14 protein-coding genes are annotated in these 15,979 nt (G+C 60.8%); all 14 read left to right on the top strand.

The features are described 5' to 3' along the window. Positions 1-60 precede the first annotated feature (60 nt). Positions 61-1,116 carry a branched-chain amino acid ABC transporter permease gene (locus C5N93_RS19155; protein WP_069341106.1) on the top strand — a complete coding sequence of 352 codons (1,056 nt, stop codon included), beginning with the start codon at positions 61-63 and terminating at the stop codon, positions 1,114-1,116. A gap of 18 nt (positions 1,117-1,134) precedes the next feature. Then, complete coding sequence (locus tag C5N93_RS19150; RefSeq protein ID WP_069341107.1) at positions 1,135-2,931, top strand: branched-chain amino acid ABC transporter ATP-binding protein/permease; 1,797 nt, start codon at positions 1,135-1,137, stop codon at positions 2,929-2,931. Then, positions 2,931-3,677 (top strand): ABC transporter ATP-binding protein, encoded by a 747-nt coding sequence (locus C5N93_RS19145; RefSeq protein ID WP_046290218.1) that lies wholly within the window; start codon positions 2,931-2,933, stop codon positions 3,675-3,677. Before C5N93_RS19150 ends, C5N93_RS19145 begins: the two co-directional genes overlap by 1 nt. Positions 3,678-6,454: 2,777 nt before the next feature. Then, the gene (mnmG, locus tag C5N93_RS19140; RefSeq protein ID WP_242560512.1) at positions 6,455-8,437 is read left to right on the top strand and encodes a tRNA uridine-5-carboxymethylaminomethyl(34) synthesis enzyme MnmG; all 1,983 of its coding nucleotides are present in this window, start codon (positions 6,455-6,457) and stop codon (positions 8,435-8,437) included. Positions 8,438-8,449: 12 nt separating this feature from the next. After that, the gene (gene rsmG, locus C5N93_RS19135; RefSeq protein ID WP_242560511.1) at positions 8,450-9,127 is read left to right on the top strand and encodes a 16S rRNA (guanine(527)-N(7))-methyltransferase RsmG; all 678 of its coding nucleotides are present in this window, start codon (positions 8,450-8,452) and stop codon (positions 9,125-9,127) included. A gap of 5 nt (positions 9,128-9,132) precedes the next feature. Further along, the gene (locus C5N93_RS19130) at positions 9,133-9,705 is read left to right on the top strand and encodes a lipocalin family protein (RefSeq protein ID WP_240493458.1); all 573 of its coding nucleotides are present in this window, start codon (positions 9,133-9,135) and stop codon (positions 9,703-9,705) included. Positions 9,706-9,895: 190 nt separating this feature from the next. Further along, the gene (locus C5N93_RS19125; RefSeq protein WP_242560510.1) at positions 9,896-10,666 is read left to right on the top strand and encodes a ParA family protein; all 771 of its coding nucleotides are present in this window, start codon (positions 9,896-9,898) and stop codon (positions 10,664-10,666) included. 27 nt (positions 10,667-10,693) lie between these two features. Next, positions 10,694-11,599: a ParB/RepB/Spo0J family partition protein gene (locus C5N93_RS19120; RefSeq protein ID WP_242560509.1), complete on the top strand. Its 906-nt coding sequence runs from the start codon at positions 10,694-10,696 to the stop codon at positions 11,597-11,599. Positions 11,600-11,674: 75 nt separating this feature from the next. After that, positions 11,675-12,802, top strand: coding sequence for an SLC13 family permease (locus C5N93_RS19115; protein ID WP_277990390.1), 1,128 nt, complete (start codon positions 11,675-11,677; stop codon positions 12,800-12,802). 243 nt (positions 12,803-13,045) lie between these two features. Continuing rightward, complete coding sequence (locus tag C5N93_RS19110) at positions 13,046-13,549, top strand: ATP synthase subunit I (RefSeq protein ID WP_069341113.1); 504 nt, start codon at positions 13,046-13,048, stop codon at positions 13,547-13,549. 70 nt (positions 13,550-13,619) lie between these two features. Further along, positions 13,620-14,468 carry a F0F1 ATP synthase subunit A gene (gene atpB / locus C5N93_RS19105; RefSeq protein ID WP_069341114.1) on the top strand — a complete coding sequence of 283 codons (849 nt, stop codon included), beginning with the start codon at positions 13,620-13,622 and terminating at the stop codon, positions 14,466-14,468. Positions 14,469-14,551: 83 nt separating this feature from the next. Continuing rightward, positions 14,552-14,818: a F0F1 ATP synthase subunit C gene (gene atpE / locus C5N93_RS19100; RefSeq protein ID WP_044457493.1), complete on the top strand. Its 267-nt coding sequence runs from the start codon at positions 14,552-14,554 to the stop codon at positions 14,816-14,818. A gap of 125 nt (positions 14,819-14,943) precedes the next feature. Further along, complete coding sequence (locus C5N93_RS19095; protein ID WP_069341115.1) at positions 14,944-15,414, top strand: F0F1 ATP synthase subunit B; 471 nt, start codon at positions 14,944-14,946, stop codon at positions 15,412-15,414. Positions 15,415-15,416: 2 nt separating this feature from the next. Then, positions 15,417-15,947, top strand: a complete 531-nt coding sequence (locus C5N93_RS19090) for a F0F1 ATP synthase subunit delta (protein ID WP_069341116.1) — start codon at positions 15,417-15,419, stop codon at positions 15,945-15,947. The last annotated feature ends 32 nt before the right edge of the window (positions 15,948-15,979 follow it).

Genomic DNA, 15,979 nt, shown 5'->3' with positions numbered 1-15,979 from the left:
GCATCACACCGGCTGTGTCGCCAGCCGGTTCAAGAAGTACTCAAACGAAGTGAGAGGAGCATGGATCTTTCGATTGCAGCCATCCTGGCGCAGGACGGCATCACCACGGGTGCGATTTATGCCTTGCTGGCATTGGCGCTCGTGTTGGTGTTCTCCGTCACCCGCGTCATCTTCATTCCGCAGGGCGAGTTCGTGTCGTATGGCGCGCTCACGCTGGCGGCACTCCAGACCCAGAAGTTTCCGCTGACGAGCTGGCTGCTTCTGGCGATGGGCATCTGCACGTTCATCGTGGAGACGACCAGCCTGCTGCGTCACAGTGAGCGTCGCAAACTGGCGGGTCGCCTTGTGCCGGTGTTTGCGGGCAAATATCTCGTGTTCCCGATTGCCGTGTTCTTCGTGGTCAAGGCGCTTGCGCCGATGACCTTGCCGATGCTCGTGCAGATCGCCGTCACGCTGCTTCTCGTCGTGCCGATGGGACCGATGCTTTACCGCCTGGCGTATCAGCCGCTCGCCGAAGCCAGCACCTTGTTGCTGCTGATCGTCTCGGTCGGCGTGCACTTTGCGCTCACGGGCCTGGGGCTGGTGATGTTCGGTGCCGAGGGTTCGCGCACGCAGGCGTTCTCGGACGCGAGCTTCAACATCGGTTCGGTGATGGTGTCGGGGCAGAGCCTGTGGGTGGTCGGCGTGTCGGTCGTGATGATCCTGGCGCTGTACTTCTACTTCGATCGTTCGCTCTCGGGCAAGGCCTTGCGTGCGACGGCGGTGAACCGTCTGGGCGCGCGTCTGGTCGGTATCGGCACGGTGCAGGCCGGTCGTCTGGCGTTCACGCTGGCGGCGGTGCTCGGGGTGCTGTGCGGCATTCTGATCGCACCGATCACGACCATCTATTACGAATCGGGCTTCCTGATCGGTCTGAAGGGCTTCGTGGGCGCCATCATCGGCGGTCTGGTGAGCTATCCGGTCGCGGCGCTCGGCGCCATTCTCGTGGGCCTGCTGGAGTCGTATTCGTCCTTCTGGGCGAGTGCGTACAAGGAGGTCATCGTCTTCACGCTGATCCTTCCGGTGCTGCTGTGGCTGTCGCTCACGAGCAAGCATGTGGAAGAAGACGAGGAATAAGCCGGGGCGGACCACAGAATGAAAAACAAATACTTCCTGATTTTCCTGGTGCTGCTGGCCGTGTTGCCGGTACTGCCGGCGCCGGTGCGTTTGCCTGAATACTGGGTGACGCTGCTCAACTACATTGGTCTGTACAGCATTGTCGCCATCGGCCTTGTGCTGCTCACCGGCGTGGCCGGCATGACGTCGTTCGGACAGGCGGCGTTCGTCGGTCTGGGCGCTTATGCGACGGCGTATCTGACGACGGCTTACGGCGCTTCGCCGTGGCTGGGTCTGCTCGTGGGTGTGGTGATCACGGCGGGTGCCGCGCTCATCATCGGTGCGATCACGATGCGGCTGTCGGGCCACTTCCTGCCCCTAGGCACGATTGCGTGGGGGCTGGCGCTGTACTACCTGTTCGGCAACCTCGAATTCCTGGGCAAGTACGACGGCCTGAACGACATCCCGACCATCAATCTGTTCGGTCTGGAGTTGGCAAGCGGGCGTCAGATGTACTACCTGATCTGGATCGTGGTCGTGCTGGCGGTGGTGTCGATCAAGAACCTGCTGGATTCGCGTCCCGGCCGTGCCATTCGCGCGCTCAAGGGCGGCGGCGTGATGGCCGAAGCGATGGGCGTGAACACTGCGTGGATGAAGGTCGTTGTCTTCGTTTACGCGGCGGTCCTCGCGGCGATCTCGGGCTGGTTGTACGCGCACTTGCAGCGTGCCGTGAACCCGACGCCGTTCAACCTGAACCACGGCATCGAATATCTGTTCATGGCGGTGGTCGGTGGCGTGTCGCATGTGTGGGGCGCGGTGCTGGGCGCGGCGATCCTGACGGTGCTCAAGGACTACTTGCAGAACATTCTGCCGGTGCTGCTGGGCGCGAACGGCAACTTCGAGACCATCGTTTTCGGCATCTTGCTGGTGTTGCTGCTGCAATATGCGCGCGACGGCGTGTGGCCGTTCTTCGGCAAGATCTTCCCGGCACGTCGTGTCGCGAAGGCGCCGGAGCAGGCGGACGCGCTGGGACATCGTCCGAAGCCGGCCGTGGGCGAAGTGGTGCTCAAGCTTGAAAAGGCGCGCAAGGAGTTCGGCGGTCTGGTGGCCGTGAACGACGTGTCGTTCGAAGTGAAGGCGGGCGAGATCGTCGGTCTGATCGGTCCGAACGGCGCCGGCAAGTCGACGACCTTCAACCTCGTGACCGGCGTGTTGCAGGCCACGCGTGGCGAGATCTCGTTCCTGGGTGAGCGTATCGACCGTCTGCCGTCGCGCGAGATCGTGAAGCGCGGTATTGGCCGGACCTTCCAGCACGTGCGTCTGATGCCGCATATGAGCGTGCTCGAGAACGTGGCGATCGGTGCGTATCTGCGTGACAAGAACGGGCTGCGTCGCCGTCCGCAGGGCGGTGTGTGGTCCAGCGTGTTGCGTCTGGATCGTCACGAAGAAGCCATGCTGTTGCACGAAGCCAAGCTTCAGATCGAACGTGTGGGCCTGGGCGCGCACATGTACGACGAAGCGGGCAGTCTGGCGTTGGGTCAGCAGCGTATTCTGGAAATTGCGCGTGCGTTGGCATGCGATCCGACGTTGCTGCTGCTCGACGAGCCGGCCGCGGGTCTGCGTTACAAAGAGAAGCAGGCGCTGGGCGATCTGCTCAAGAAGCTCAAGGACGAGGGGATGAGCGTGTTGCTGGTCGAGCACGACATGGACTTCGTGATGAATCTGACCGATCACCTGGTGGTGATGGAGTTCGGCACCAAGATTGCAGAGGGTCTGCCGGAAGACGTGCAGAAGAACCCGGCGGTGCTCGAAGCGTACCTTGGAGGAGTGGAGTGATGGCAGACGCGATTCTTGAGGTCAAGGACCTCGCCGTCGCATACGGCAAAGTCGAGGCGGTGCATGGGGCGCATCTGCGGGTTGGCGCGGGGCAGATCGTCACCGTGATCGGTCCGAACGGTGCGGGCAAGTCGTCGATGCTCAACGCCATCATGGGGGCGTTGCCGCACAACGGTTCGAGCAAGGGGAGCGTGGCCTATCTTGGTCAGGAGATGTCGGCGCTGACCATCGAGGCGCGCGTCTCGCGCGGCATGTGTCTGGTGCCGGAGAAGCGCGAGCTGTTCTCCACGATGACTGTCGAGGACAACCTGCTGCTGGGGGCTTATCGTCGCAAGAAGGCGGGGGAGAAGAACTTCCTGGACCAGATGGAAGTGGTCTACGAGCTTTTCCCGCGACTCAAGGAGCGTCGTGTGCAGCAGGCCGGCACGCTGTCGGGCGGTGAGCGTCAGATGCTCGCCGTGGGCCGGGCGTTGATGGCCAAGCCGCAATTGCTGATGCTCGACGAGCCGAGCCTGGGGTTGGCGCCGCTGATCGTGAAGGAAATCTTCCACATCATCAACGATTTGCGTAAGACCGGCGTGGCGACGCTCCTGATCGAGCAGAACGCCCGTGCGGCCTTGCAGGTCGCCGACTATGCCTACGTCATCGAGACGGGCGAACTGGCGCTGGAAGGCCCTGCACAGGAGCTGGCAACCAACCCGAAGGTCATCGAGACTTACCTGGGGTTGGCCAAGAAGGCGGCCTGACGGTTTGGCCGATTTGGCTTCGCGTGGAAGCGATGCAAAAGCCCGCCGTTCGGCGGGCTTTTTCTTTTCCGGCGCCCTCGATGGTTAGCGAACGGTCGTTCGCGTCGGGTATCCGTCCCCAATTATTTTGGGCGGATCGGGAAAGTTATCCCGATTGTGTGCTAGGTCACTTATTCACAGTTGCTTGTGGATATGTGTGGGTAACTCAAATCCATGGCGCACTGCCGCAATAAGGGGTTGCGGGATTTTTTCGAAAATCGAGTGAAATTGACGTGCAGGGTTATCCACAGAAAAGCAAATTCCTGAAAACGGATTTCGTGCGGCGGAGTTGGGATGTGGATAACGCGGTGCGTCGAGGGACGGGGCGTTCTGTGGTGGGGCTTGCTTTGGAGTTTGCGTTGGTGGGTTTTGTTTCTTTGCTTCTGGTGTTTCACGTGGAACCACGTCCTGCTATCACGGTGTCGTTCTCTCATCCATCCGGGCAGTGGGGATCGGCAGCACCCTGACTGCGCTCCAACTTTAAAGTCGCTCCGTCAGGGTGCCGCCGATCCCCACTGATCGGATTTCCGGGGAGTGCGGCTGTGGGATTTCCGAATGTGATCTGGTGGCGTCTCGCTGCTACTGGACGAGCTGCCGTTCGTGCTTCTTTCCGGTTTAAACCACATGCCGGTATCGCGGTGTCGTTCTCTCATCCATCCGGGCAGTGGGGATCGGCGGTACCCTGACTGCGCTCCAACTTTAAAGTCGCTCCGTCAGGGTACCGCCGATCCCCACCAATCAGATTTCCAGGGAATGCGCCCTCGCTATTTCTGGACGTGATCCGGTTTCGTGACTGGCTGTACCGGGGGGGCCGTTCATGCTTCGTCGTTCCAGCTTGAACCACATCCCGCTATTGCGGCGCGATTCTCCCATTCGCCCGGGCAGTGGGGGTTGGGGATGCCCCGACTGCGCTCCAACTTTAAAGTCGCTCCGTCAAGGCATCCCCAATCCCCACTACTCAAATCTCCGGGGTGAGTTGCCTGGCAACTCGGCGAGCTTCAGCCTTCTTGTGAGCGTCATTTCCCGGTAGTGCGCAAACGCTCATCGAAAAGGTCGGATGGGCCGACGTCCACGGTTTCCAAACCTGCATGTCACCCAGTGATGACTGGAAGCGCCGGAACTACATCTTCACGTTCGATGCTTGAACTGTCTGGACTTGTGTTTCACGTGAAACAGGGTTGGGTGGCTCACGCGCTGAGACAGAACTGCGGATTCACAAAGGGCCATGCGTTCGAGCGATCGATGCCTAGTTCAAGGGGCAACGGGGTGTTCTCCAGGTTTTACATCGGGTGATCGTTGAACTCATGTTTCACGTGGACCGGTGCATCGCTGAACGAACGTGTGGGTCGAGTGATTTCTTACTGTATCGACGATCAGGACGGATTGGCTGCGCAGGCGGGGCGAGTGTCACGTAAGCCCACGTTTCACGTGTAACGCGCCCGGCCGATCCTTCTTGAACCAAGTCGCCCGGTACCGGCTCATGCGGTTCTGTCGATGCTGATGCGACCGCATCGTTGAACGTACTTAAGGCGCTCGCGAGCCCCGGTCGGCGTCGTCCAGGACGTAAAGAGGATGCCGGCGATGAGCCATCGTGTTATCGAAGGGCAGTCGGATCATCATCGATCGCTGCGGTCACTTGAGGGGTTATTTGCTTCGAGCACAAGCCACCCCGTAAGCGCCACCGTCTCCTAATGCATCTTCAGGTCAAAGCTTGCATGGGCGGCTTGAGTACGAGAGGGGGCTAGTGGACGTCGATACGTTCGTACTTACGGCAGGGAGGCAAGGGAGCAGCCCGAGTCGACAGCGAGTGGGAAGTGGGGATGGAAGTCTAACGAATCCTCCGATTAGAGATGAGATATCTGCGCTCAACCGGCGCCGAATGTCGAGCAAGGCACGGCAGTCATCCGGCTCGATCGATTTGATGCGAGGTTCGAAAATTGGCGTTTGCGGGCGGCAGACGTTTCACGTGGAACATGAACGGGACCACCGCGTTGGTTGCGCTCGGACGCAAGCTTGGCGGAGATTGCCGGTGCCCTGACGGAGTGACTTTAAGTTGGAACGCAGTCGGGGTACCGGCAATCTTCGCTGCCCGGAGGTGGGTAAGCGCGGGGGAGTGATCTGAGGTTGTGGTTTCGGGGGGGCATCTCACGCTGCGCGCTTGAAAGCATCTCCGCCCATCAAACGTTTCACGTGAAACACGAGCAGGAACATCGCGTTGGTTGCGCTCGGACGCAAGCTTGGCGGAGATTGCCGGTGCCCTGACGGAGTGACTTTAAGTTGGAACGCAGTCGGGGGACCGGCAATCTCCGCTGCCCGGAGGTGGGTAAGCGCGGGGGAGTGATCTGAGGTTGTGGTTTCGGGGGGGCATCTCACGCTGCGCGCTTGAAAGCATCTCCGCCCATCAAACGTTTCACGTGAAACACGAACGGGACCACCGCGTTGGTTGCGCCCGGACGCAAGCTTGGCGGAGATTGCCGGTGCCCTGACGGAGTGACTTTAAGTTGGAACGCAGTCGGGGCACCGGTAATCTTCGCTGCCCGGAGGTGGGTGAGGGCGAGGGAGTGATCTGAGGTTGTGGTTTCGGGGCCGACGTTTCACGTGAAACAGTCCCCAAAACCGTCGCTTTCCACGCACGTTCCACGTGAAACAACTGTGTGGTTACAAATGATGCATCGCAATACCGCTATAATTCCGCAATTACCGAATCCAGAGAGTTTGCCGCTAGCGGCAATATTGCGATGCTTTATCCGACCGAGTTCGACGTGATCGTGGTGGGTGGCGGCCATGCCGGCACCGAGGCTGCGCTCGCCTCGGCCCGCATGGGCTGTAAGACACTTCTGCTCACCCATAATATTGAGACGCTCGGCCAGATGAGCTGCAATCCCTCCATCGGCGGGATCGGCAAAGGCCACCTCGTCAAAGAGGTCGATGCGCTCGGCGGGGCCATGGCCGCCGCGACCGACGAAGGCGGTATTCAGTTTCGTATATTGAATTCGTCCAAAGGACCGGCGGTCCGTGCCACACGTGCACAGGCCGATCGCCTTCTCTATAAGCAGGCCATCCGTCATCGTCTTGAGAATCAGCCGAATTTATGGCTGTTCCAACAAGCCGTCGAAGATCTTATTGTCGAAGGCGAGCGCGTCGTCGGCGCCATCACCCAGGTCGGATTGCGCTTCCGCGCCCGGGCCGTCGTGCTGACCGCCGGAACATTCCTCGACGGCAAGATCCACGTGGGGTTGAACAACTACGTGGGTGGCCGCGCCGGCGATCCGGCAGCCATCACCTTGTCCGCTCGACTCAAAGAGTTGAAGTTGCCGCAAGGGCGGTTGAAAACCGGTACGCCCCCGCGAATTGATGGCCGCTCCATCAATTTCTCCGTCCTCGAAGAGCAGCCGGGGGATCTCGATCCGGTCCCCGTTTTCTCGTTCCTCGGACGTCCCGAGCAGCACCCACGCCAAGTGCCGTGCTGGGTCACGCATACCAACGAGCGCACCCACGACATCATTCGTGGCGGGCTCGACCGGTCGCCGATGTACACCGGCGTCATCGAAGGCGTCGGTCCGCGCTATTGTCCGTCCATCGAAGACAAGATCCACCGCTTCGCCGACAAGACATCGCACCAGATCTATCTTGAACCCGAAGGTCTGACGACCAACGAGTACTACCCGAACGGTATCTCCACCAGCCTGCCTTTCGACGTGCAGCTCGAACTCGTGCGCTCGATGAAGGGGATGGAGAACGCTTACATTCTGCGTCCGGGCTACGCCATCGAGTACGACTACTTCGACCCGCGCGGCCTGCGTAGCTCACTCGAAACCCGTGTCATCTCCGGCCTGTTCTTCGCCGGCCAGATCAACGGGACGACCGGCTACGAAGAGGCTGCCGCACAAGGTCTGCTCGCCGGGATCAACGCCGCGCTGCAAGTGCAGGGCCGCGAGGCATGGTGCCCGCGTCGCGATCAGGCATACCTCGGTGTGCTCGTCGACGATCTGATCACCCGCGGTGTTTCCGAGCCGTATCGCATGTTCACCAGCCGTGCGGAGTATCGCCTCTCGCTGCGGGAAGACAACGCTGATATGCGCCTGACGGAAGCGGGGCGCGAGCTTGGCGTGGTCGACGATATTCGCTGGGAAGCGTTTTGCCGCAAACGCGACGCTGTTTCACGTGAAACAGAACGTCTCAAATCGACGTGGGTGAATCCGAAGACGTTCCCGGCGGAAGATGCCGTGCCGCTACTCGGCAAGGTCATCGATCACGAATACTCGCTGGCCGATTTGCTGCGCCGTCCGGAAGTCGGGTACGACGCGTTGATGGCAGTGCAGGGCGGACGTCTGGCGCCGGAAACGGCATTGGCCGACGATACGCTGCAAGCCGGCCAGATCCGTGAGCAGATCGAGATCGCCGTGAAGTATCAAGGCTACATCGACCGTCAGGCCGATGAAATCGTGCGCAAGGAAGCCAACGAGAACACCGTGCTGCCCGCGAACATCGACTACAACGATGTGCGTGGGCTGTCGATCGAGGTGCGTCAGAAGCTGAACGCGCAACGCCCTGAGACACTGGGTCAGGCATCCCGAATCTCGGGGGTGACACCTGCCGCGATCTCGTTGCTGATGATTCACCTGAAGAAGGGACTCGGTCGCCGTCGTGCGCCGGAGCAAGCGAATGCCGACGCCAGCGTTGCCGCCGATGGCGACGACGGCGGCCAGCACGCTGCCTGACGCGGAGACCTCATGACTGCTTCGCGTCATGCCGCCTCGGGCGGAAACGAACTGGCTACGCTGTTGGCCGATGGGATCGACCGACTCGGTCTGTCGATCGATGCCGAACAACAGGCGCGCCTGCTCGATTATCAGATGCTGCTGGCGAAGTGGAACGCTTCGTTGCAAATGACCTCGATCCGCGACCCGCGACAGATGGTCATCAAGCATCTTCTCGATTCGCTGTCGATCCTGCCGCGCCTGGATCGTGAGCCAATTTCGCATGTGCTCGATGTGGGCTCCGGCGGTGGACTGCCCGGCGTCGTGCTCGCGATCGTGCGTCCCGACTGGCAGGTGACGGTGAACGACATCGTCCATAAGAAGACTGCCTTCCTGACGCAAGCCCGCGCAACGTTCAAGCTGACCAATCTGACGGTCGTGACCGGCCGCGTCGAATCGCTCGTCGTGGGCAAGGAAGTGCCTGCGCCGTTCGACGCCATCGTGTCGCGCGCCTTCGCCGAGCTGTCCGACTTCGTCACCCTCGCTCGCAATTTGCTCGCCCCCGGGGGCAGCTTCTGGGCGATGAAGGGTGTCGCCGCCGAGAGCGAGTTAGCATTGCCCGAAGGCTGTGAGCTCGTCGAACGCCTGGCGTTGCATGTGCCATTTCTCGACGCCGAGCGTCATTTGCTCCGCGTAAAGGTAACGGGATGACCCGAATGACTCGTTGGGCCGGCGCGGTGATGGTCGGATTGTCGGTGGTTGCAGCGGTGGCGTGGGCGCAATCCGGTCAGGAATCGTTGACCACACGCGTGCGTCCCGTACAGAAGATCGATAAAGCGCGCTATGTCGGCACATGGTACGAAATAGCACGCTACCCGAATTTCTTCGAGCGAAAATGTGTGTCGGACGTGACGGCGGAGTACGCCGCGCGACCGGACGGCAGGATCGATGTCACGAACAAATGTCGCAAGGAGGACGGTTCGTGGGCGAGCGATTCCGGTGTTGCGCGCACCGACGGCCAGGGTACCGGCACGGCACGCTTCAAGGTCACGTTCGCGCCGGACTGGCTGCGCTGGATTCCCTGGCTTTGGGCGAACTACTGGGTTATCGTGCTCGACGGTGACTATCAGTATGCCGCTGTCGGAGAGCCGAGCCGCGAGTATCTCTGGATTCTTTCGCGCACGCCGAAGATCGACGACGACACACTGAATCAAATGCGTGCCCAGTTGCGCAAGCAAGGCTACGACACCGACAAACTGGTGTTGACGCCGCAGAAGGCCGCGCCCTGAGCACTTCCGCCGGCGCATCGCACACCGGCCGACACGCAGCATCAGGCAATAACTGAGCTTTGCTCAGATAATCGAATTAGCGGGATGCATCCGCAGCGCACAGCAGGACAGGTTCGCTTTCGCCGGCAGCATCCCGGCATCATCTGCATCAATCGCATCAACACGGCAGCAATCGGAGGACTACATCGGCATGGCGAAAATTTTCTGCGTGGCCAATCAGAAGGGCGGCGTCGGCAAGACGACCACCACGGTGAACCTCGCTGCCGGACTGGCGTCGCACGGGCAGCGTGTCTTGTTGGTCGACCTCGATCCGCAGGGCAACGCGACGATGGGCAGCGGCATCGACAAGGCCGCGCTCGAGACGAGCGTGTACGAAGTGCTGGTCGACGGTATCGATGTGGCCAACAGCGCACAGCGCTCCGAGTCGGGCAATTACGACGTTGTGCCGGCGAACCGCGAACTGGCCGGTGCCGACGTGGAACTCGTCTCGCTGGAGAATCGCGATACGCGCCTGAAGCAGGCACTGGAGAAAGTCGACGGCGACTACGACTTCGTGCTCATCGACTGCCCGCCGACGCTCTCGCTGCTCACCCTGAACGGCCTGTGCGCCGCGCACGGCGTAATCATTCCGATGCAGTGCGAATATTTCGCGCTCGAAGGGCTGTCCGACCTCGTCAACACGATCAAGCAGGTGCACGCGAATCTGAATCGCGACCTTAAGGTGATCGGTCTGTTGCGCGTGATGTTCGATCCGCGCATCACGTTGCAGCAACAAGTGTCGGAGCAACTCAAGTCGCACTTTGGCGACAAGGTTTTCAACGCGATCATTCCACGCAATGTGCGACTCGCCGAAGCGCCGAGTTACGGCATGCCGGGCGTCGTCTTCGATCCCGCCTCGCGCGGCGCGAAGGCGTATCTGGACTTCGGCGCGGAAATGATCGCGCGCATTCAAACTATGTAAGGCGCATTCGCGCAGGAACGCATTGTCATGGCGACCAAGACCAACGCACTGAAAAAAAAGGGCCTGGGCCGCGGCCTCGAAGCGCTGCTGGGCGCACACGCCGATAACCACAACGGTGCAGCAGAGGCGAGTGCCGAAGGCGCACCTTCGGTGATGCCGCTCGAACGCCTTCAGGCAGGCAAGTATCAACCGCGTACCCGTATGGACGAAGGGGCGTTGCAGGAGCTCGCCGCGAGTATTCGCGCGCAGGGGCTGATGCAGCCGATCCTCGTGCGTCGTGTCGATGGTGAGAAGTACGAAATTATTGCGGGCGAACGGCGTTTTCGCGCCGCCCGTATCGCAGGGCTGACCGAAGTTCCGGTCCTCGTGCGCGACGTACCCGATGAAGCCGCCGCCGCAATGGCGCTCATCGAAAACATTCAGCGCGAAGACCTGAATCCGCTCGAAGAAGCGCAGGGCATTCAGCGTCTGCTCGGCGAATTCAACTACACGCACGAGCAGGCCGCAGAATCGCTCGGACGCTCGCGCAGCGCAGTGTCGAACCTGCTGCGTCTGCTCAATCTCGCTCACCCGGTGCAGACGATGCTGCTCGCCGGCGATCTCGATATGGGGCACGCACGCGCGTTGCTCTCCGTCGACGCGGCCACGCAGATCACGCTGGCGAATCAGGTCGTGAACAAGCGCTTGTCGGTGCGTGACACCGAGCGCATCGTGAACGCATCGCTCAAGCCGCAAGGCGATGGCATTCGTCGTCGTTCGGCGGAAGAGGGCGGGCGTGACGTGACGCGACTCGAAGAAGAACTGTCGGACCTGCTCGCGTCGAACGTCAAGATCAAAGTCGGCCGTAAAGGCGCCGGGCAACTGACGATCGATTTCGGCAGCCTCGACGCGCTCGACGGCATTCTCGCGCGCATTCGCGCCGAGTCAATCTAATAATTTCGGTATCCTGATCATCTTGCCGTGAGCGATCCGGGCGATTCTGCCGATACCGTGAGCGCGACTGGCGCCATGTCGAGCATCACGCGTGCGTTGCGCGTAACGTATGAACGTGTGCGCGACGACAGGGTGCTGCTCATTCTGCTCGCGGCATTCGTCGCGCTTCAGATCGCGAAACCGGCGAGCGTTGGCGAACTGTTCGGGCGCATCGATCGGCACACGATCCTGACGCTGGCCGGATTGCTGATGCTCACGCGTGCGATCGATCAGAGCGGCTTTCTCGACTGGCTCGCACAACGGTTGCTGCGCGCGTTTCGCACGGAGCGTCGCCTGGCATTGCTGATGGTGACGTTCGCTGCGGCGTTATCGACGCAGCTCACCAACGATGTCGCGCTGTTTGCCGTCGTGCCGCTCGCGCAGTCGCTCGCGCGGATCGCACCGGTACGCATCGAGCGACTGATCATCTTCCTCGCGCTGGCGGTCAACGCCGGCTCCAGTCTTACGCCGCTCGGCAATCCGCAGAACCTCTTCCTCTGGCAAAGCAGCGGCATGGGATTCGGCGCGTACGTCGTGATGATGACGCCGATTACGTTCGCGCTCATGGCGTTGCTGCTCGCGGTGTGCGCGTTTGCGTTTGATTCACGTGCGTTGCATTTCCAGCGGCAGGGCCCCCGACACGATGTGCGCTGGCCGTTGCTGTGGACGGCGCTGGCGCTGTTCGTCGCTTTCGTCACGCTCGCCGATCACGGCTTCGCCGCGTGGGCGTGTGCAGGGGTGGCCGTGGTGCTGCTGATCGCGCGTCGCAACACGGTGCTCGGCATCGACTGGTTGTTGCTCGCGATCTTCGTGCTGATGTTCGTGGTGCTGCGGGGGGCCGCGGCGTTACCGTTCGTGCGCACCGCACTGGGACATCTGGATTTCACCAGCGGGGCGATGGCCTATGGCGCGGCGGCGGTGTTGTCACAATTCATCAGTAACGTTCCCGCAGCGATCCTGCTCGCGGAGTACACGCAGAACTGGCCGGCGCTGGCTCACGGTGTGGCGGTGGGCGGCTTCGGACTTGCCGTGGGATCGCTGGCGAACCTGATTGCATTGCGCATGGCGAAATCGAAAAAAATCTGGTGGCACTTTCACTACCTTTCGATTCCGTTTTATCTGCTGGCACTGCTCATTGGGTTCGTTGCACTGAAATGGGTTTGATCGCGCGCGGAACGTAGGTCAGTTGCGGGGATTGTGCGGCGTTTGCGCGTAATGCCGCGCTGCACCATGAGGAAAATTGCGCTCCGTGAGAGTTGGCGCCAAATCGAAGCATGCACTGTGCAGTTTCGGCGAATTTGTTGCGCGTTTAGATTGACTGAGCTTCGTAATTTCCCGTAAAATCTCGCGGGTTTAACTGCTTGAAGAGCCCATTCGTTTGCACGAGTCGGGCGGGGAGGCAACGAGATGACCGATAAAACACGGTCGAACTTGGAACCGAAACCGCAAGCGCCGGCACATGCAACATCAGAGGCTTGGGACGACGAGCAGCAGCCAGAAGTCATCGTTCCGCTCACGCGTGCGCAGGCCGAGCGCCTGTTCGGTCCCGATGTGGGGCGCGCATCCCGTGTGACTCCATTCAGGGTGGTGGGAGCCCAGGTGCTGTTGTCGCTGATTGCGGCACTGGCCTGGTGGATACTCTCGGCGTCGCCAAAAAACGCGGCGATATCCGCCCTGCTGGGTGGAACGATAGGTTGGATCCCGGGCGCGTTATTTGCGCTGCGGCTAAGAATTTCAGGTGATCGTCTCTCCGTTGGCGCATTGGTGACGGGAGAGGCGATCAAGGTAGCAACGACGATTGCGTTATTGGTGGCGGTAGCGTTCGCATTTCCCGGGGTTCACTGGGTCGCGCTGCTGGTCACCTTTGTGCTTACGCTCAAGGTCTATTGGCTTGCGATGGCACTGAAGTAGCGGTGGAAATACCGCTCACGCGTCGACACGCTACCGTGTGCGGATTTTCATAATTGGGTGTTTGATCGCTATGTCAGTAGAAGCCGGCCACGCTCCGAACCCGTCGGAGTACATTTCGCACCACCTGCAAAACCTTGCGAGCTCGACTCAGACTAGCATCGTCGATTTCTCGATCATCAACTGGGACACGATGTTCTGGTCGATCGCGATGGGCGTTCTGGGCTGCTTCGTGTTGTGGATGGCCGCACGCAAGGCAACCGCTGGCGTTCCGGGCCGCTTCCAGTCGGCGGTCGAAATGCTCGTGGAAATGGTCGAAGACCAATCGAAGAGCATCGTGCACGGCAATCGTGCCTTCATCGCTCCGCTCGCGCTGACCGTGTTCGTCTGGGTCACGCTCATGAACTCGCTGGACTTGCTGCCGGTCGATCTGCCGTCGAAGGTGATCGAGTGGGTGGGTCTGGGCTCCATCATCACGCATCACCGCATCGTCCCGACGGCCGACCTGAACGGCACGCTCGGTATCTCCGTCGGCGTGCTCATCCTGATGCTGTTCTACAGCTTCAAGATCAAGGGCGCAGGCGGCTTCATGCACGAGCTGTTCACTGCACCGTTCGGTAACCACTTCCTGCTGTGGATCCCGAACCTGCTGCTCAACATCATCGAATTCTGTGCCAAGACCGTGTCGCTCGGTATGCGACTGTTCGGCAATATGTACGCCGGCGAACTGGTGTTCCTGCTGATCGCTCTGCTGGGCGGTATCTGGAGCTTTGGCGCGGATGCGTCGGTGCTGGGTTTTGTCGGTCACGTCATTGCCGGCACCGCATGGGCGATTTTCCACATCCTGATCGTGTTGCTCCAGGCGTTCATCATGATGATGCTGACGCTGGTGTATATCGGCCAGGCGCACGACCATCACTGATCGGTCGTTGCGGAAATTAAGTTTTTCGGTTTTTCCAGTTTTTCAAATTTAAAGTTTCAAGTCTCTAACCAAAAGGAGTAATCATGCAAGCTTTCATCGCCAACATCCAGGGTCTGACCGCCATTGCAATCGGCATCATCATCGGTCTGGGTGCTATCGGCGCCTGTCTGGGTATCGCGTTGATGGGTGGTAAGTACATCGAAGCGTGCGCCCGTCAGCCCGAGCTGATGAACCCGCTGCAAACGAAGATGTTCCTGCTGGCCGGCCTGATCGACGCTGCATTCCTGATCGGTGTGGGCGTTGCCATGCTGTTCGCCTTCGCGAACCCGCTGCTGTCGCGCCTCGCTTAAGTTTCTTTCGGCCGGTCGCGCATTGACCCGCGCGGCCAACTGGACAAGAACGGCGCGCCCAAGCCAGCTGGCACAATGGGGCGCGCTGTTTTGCCAATCGACTCGCATCACCGAAAGGAAACACCGTGAACATAAACGCAACTCTGTTCGCGCAAACCGTCGTGTTTCTGATCCTGGCATGGTTCACGATGAAGTTCGTGTGGCCGCCGCTGATCAAGGCTATCGACGAACGCGCGAAGAAAATCGCTGACGGTCTGGCTGCCGCCGATAAGGGCAAGGCTGAACTCGAAGCCGCCAACAAGCGCTCCACGCAAGCCCTCGCGGAAGCCCGCGACGAAGGCGCGAAGCGTATCGCCGACGCCGAAAAGCGTGCACTGGCAGTGGCTGAAGAGATCAAGGCTCAGGCGCAGGCTGAAGCGGCTCGCATCATCGCTAACGCCAAGGCAGAAGCCGAGAATCAGGCCGTCAAGGTTCGTGAGACGCTGCGCGAAGAAGTTGCCGGTCTGGCCGTCAAGGGCGCCGAGCAGATTCTGAAGCGTGAAGTTGACGCCAAGGCCCACGCCGACCTGCTGAACCAACTCAAGGCAGAGCTCTGATCATGGCCGAACTCGCAACCATCGCTCGTCCGTATGCCGAAGCGTTGTTCCGCGTGGCCAAGTCCGGCGATCTGAATCGCTGGTCGCAGCTCGTGCGCGAACTGGCGCAAGTGGCAGCGCTGCCCGAAGTGGCCAATCTGGCCGACGATCCGAAGGTCTCGCCGTCGCAAGTCGTCGACGTGCTGACCGCCGCCGTGAAATCGACCGACGCCGAAGTGCGCAACTTCGTCGCCGCTGTGGTCGAGAACGGCCGTCTGGCAGCCATGCCGGAAGTCGCCGAACAGTTCGAAGCGTTGAAGAACGCTGCTGCCGGTTCGGCAGACGCCACGATCGAAAGCGCCTTCCCGCTCGAAGGCGAGCAATTGACCTCGCTGGTCAAGGGCCTCGAGCACAAGTTCGGCTGCAAGCTCAACCCGAGCGTGACGGTAGACCCGTCGCTTATCGGTGGCGTGCGTGTGGTGGTTGGCGACGAGGTGCTGGACACTTCGGTGCGCGCCCGCCTGGCGGCTATGCGGACGTCGCTGACGGCCTGAGGCCGGCGCGATACGCCTGCGACGGCAAGAAT

Source organism: Pandoraea sp. LA3 (assembly GCF_022696215.1).
In the GTDB taxonomy this organism is placed as follows: Bacteria; Pseudomonadota; Gammaproteobacteria; order Burkholderiales; family Burkholderiaceae; genus Pandoraea; species Pandoraea capi.
The sequence above is the reverse complement of the archived record's forward strand: the minus strand, read 5'-3'. Positions and strand labels throughout refer to the sequence as shown.

Bases quoted from the DNA above. Each gene is read 5' to 3' on its own strand.
- C5N93_RS19115 (WP_277990390.1), top strand. From the start codon at position 11,675: ATGTCGAGCATCACGCGTGCGTTGCGCGTAACGTATGAACGTGTGCGC.
- atpE (WP_044457493.1), top strand. From the start codon at position 14,552: ATGCAAGCTTTCATCGCCAACATCCAGGGTCTGACCGCCATTGCAATC.
- C5N93_RS19130 (WP_240493458.1), top strand. From the start codon at position 9,133: ATGACTCGTTGGGCCGGCGCGGTGATGGTCGGATTGTCGGTGGTTGCA.
- C5N93_RS19090 (WP_069341116.1), top strand. From the start codon at position 15,417: ATGGCCGAACTCGCAACCATCGCTCGTCCGTATGCCGAAGCGTTGTTC.
- rsmG (WP_242560511.1), top strand. From the start codon at position 8,450: ATGACTGCTTCGCGTCATGCCGCCTCGGGCGGAAACGAACTGGCTACG.
- C5N93_RS19155 (WP_069341106.1), top strand. From the start codon at position 61: ATGGATCTTTCGATTGCAGCCATCCTGGCGCAGGACGGCATCACCACG.
- C5N93_RS19145 (WP_046290218.1), top strand. From the start codon at position 2,931: ATGGCAGACGCGATTCTTGAGGTCAAGGACCTCGCCGTCGCATACGGC.
- atpB (WP_069341114.1), top strand. From the start codon at position 13,620: ATGTCAGTAGAAGCCGGCCACGCTCCGAACCCGTCGGAGTACATTTCG.
- C5N93_RS19110 (WP_069341113.1), top strand. From the start codon at position 13,046: ATGACCGATAAAACACGGTCGAACTTGGAACCGAAACCGCAAGCGCCG.
- C5N93_RS19120 (WP_242560509.1), top strand. From the start codon at position 10,694: ATGGCGACCAAGACCAACGCACTGAAAAAAAAGGGCCTGGGCCGCGGC.
- C5N93_RS19125 (WP_242560510.1), top strand. From the start codon at position 9,896: ATGGCGAAAATTTTCTGCGTGGCCAATCAGAAGGGCGGCGTCGGCAAG.
- mnmG (WP_242560512.1), top strand. From the start codon at position 6,455: ATGCTTTATCCGACCGAGTTCGACGTGATCGTGGTGGGTGGCGGCCAT.
- C5N93_RS19150 (WP_069341107.1), top strand. From the start codon at position 1,135: ATGAAAAACAAATACTTCCTGATTTTCCTGGTGCTGCTGGCCGTGTTG.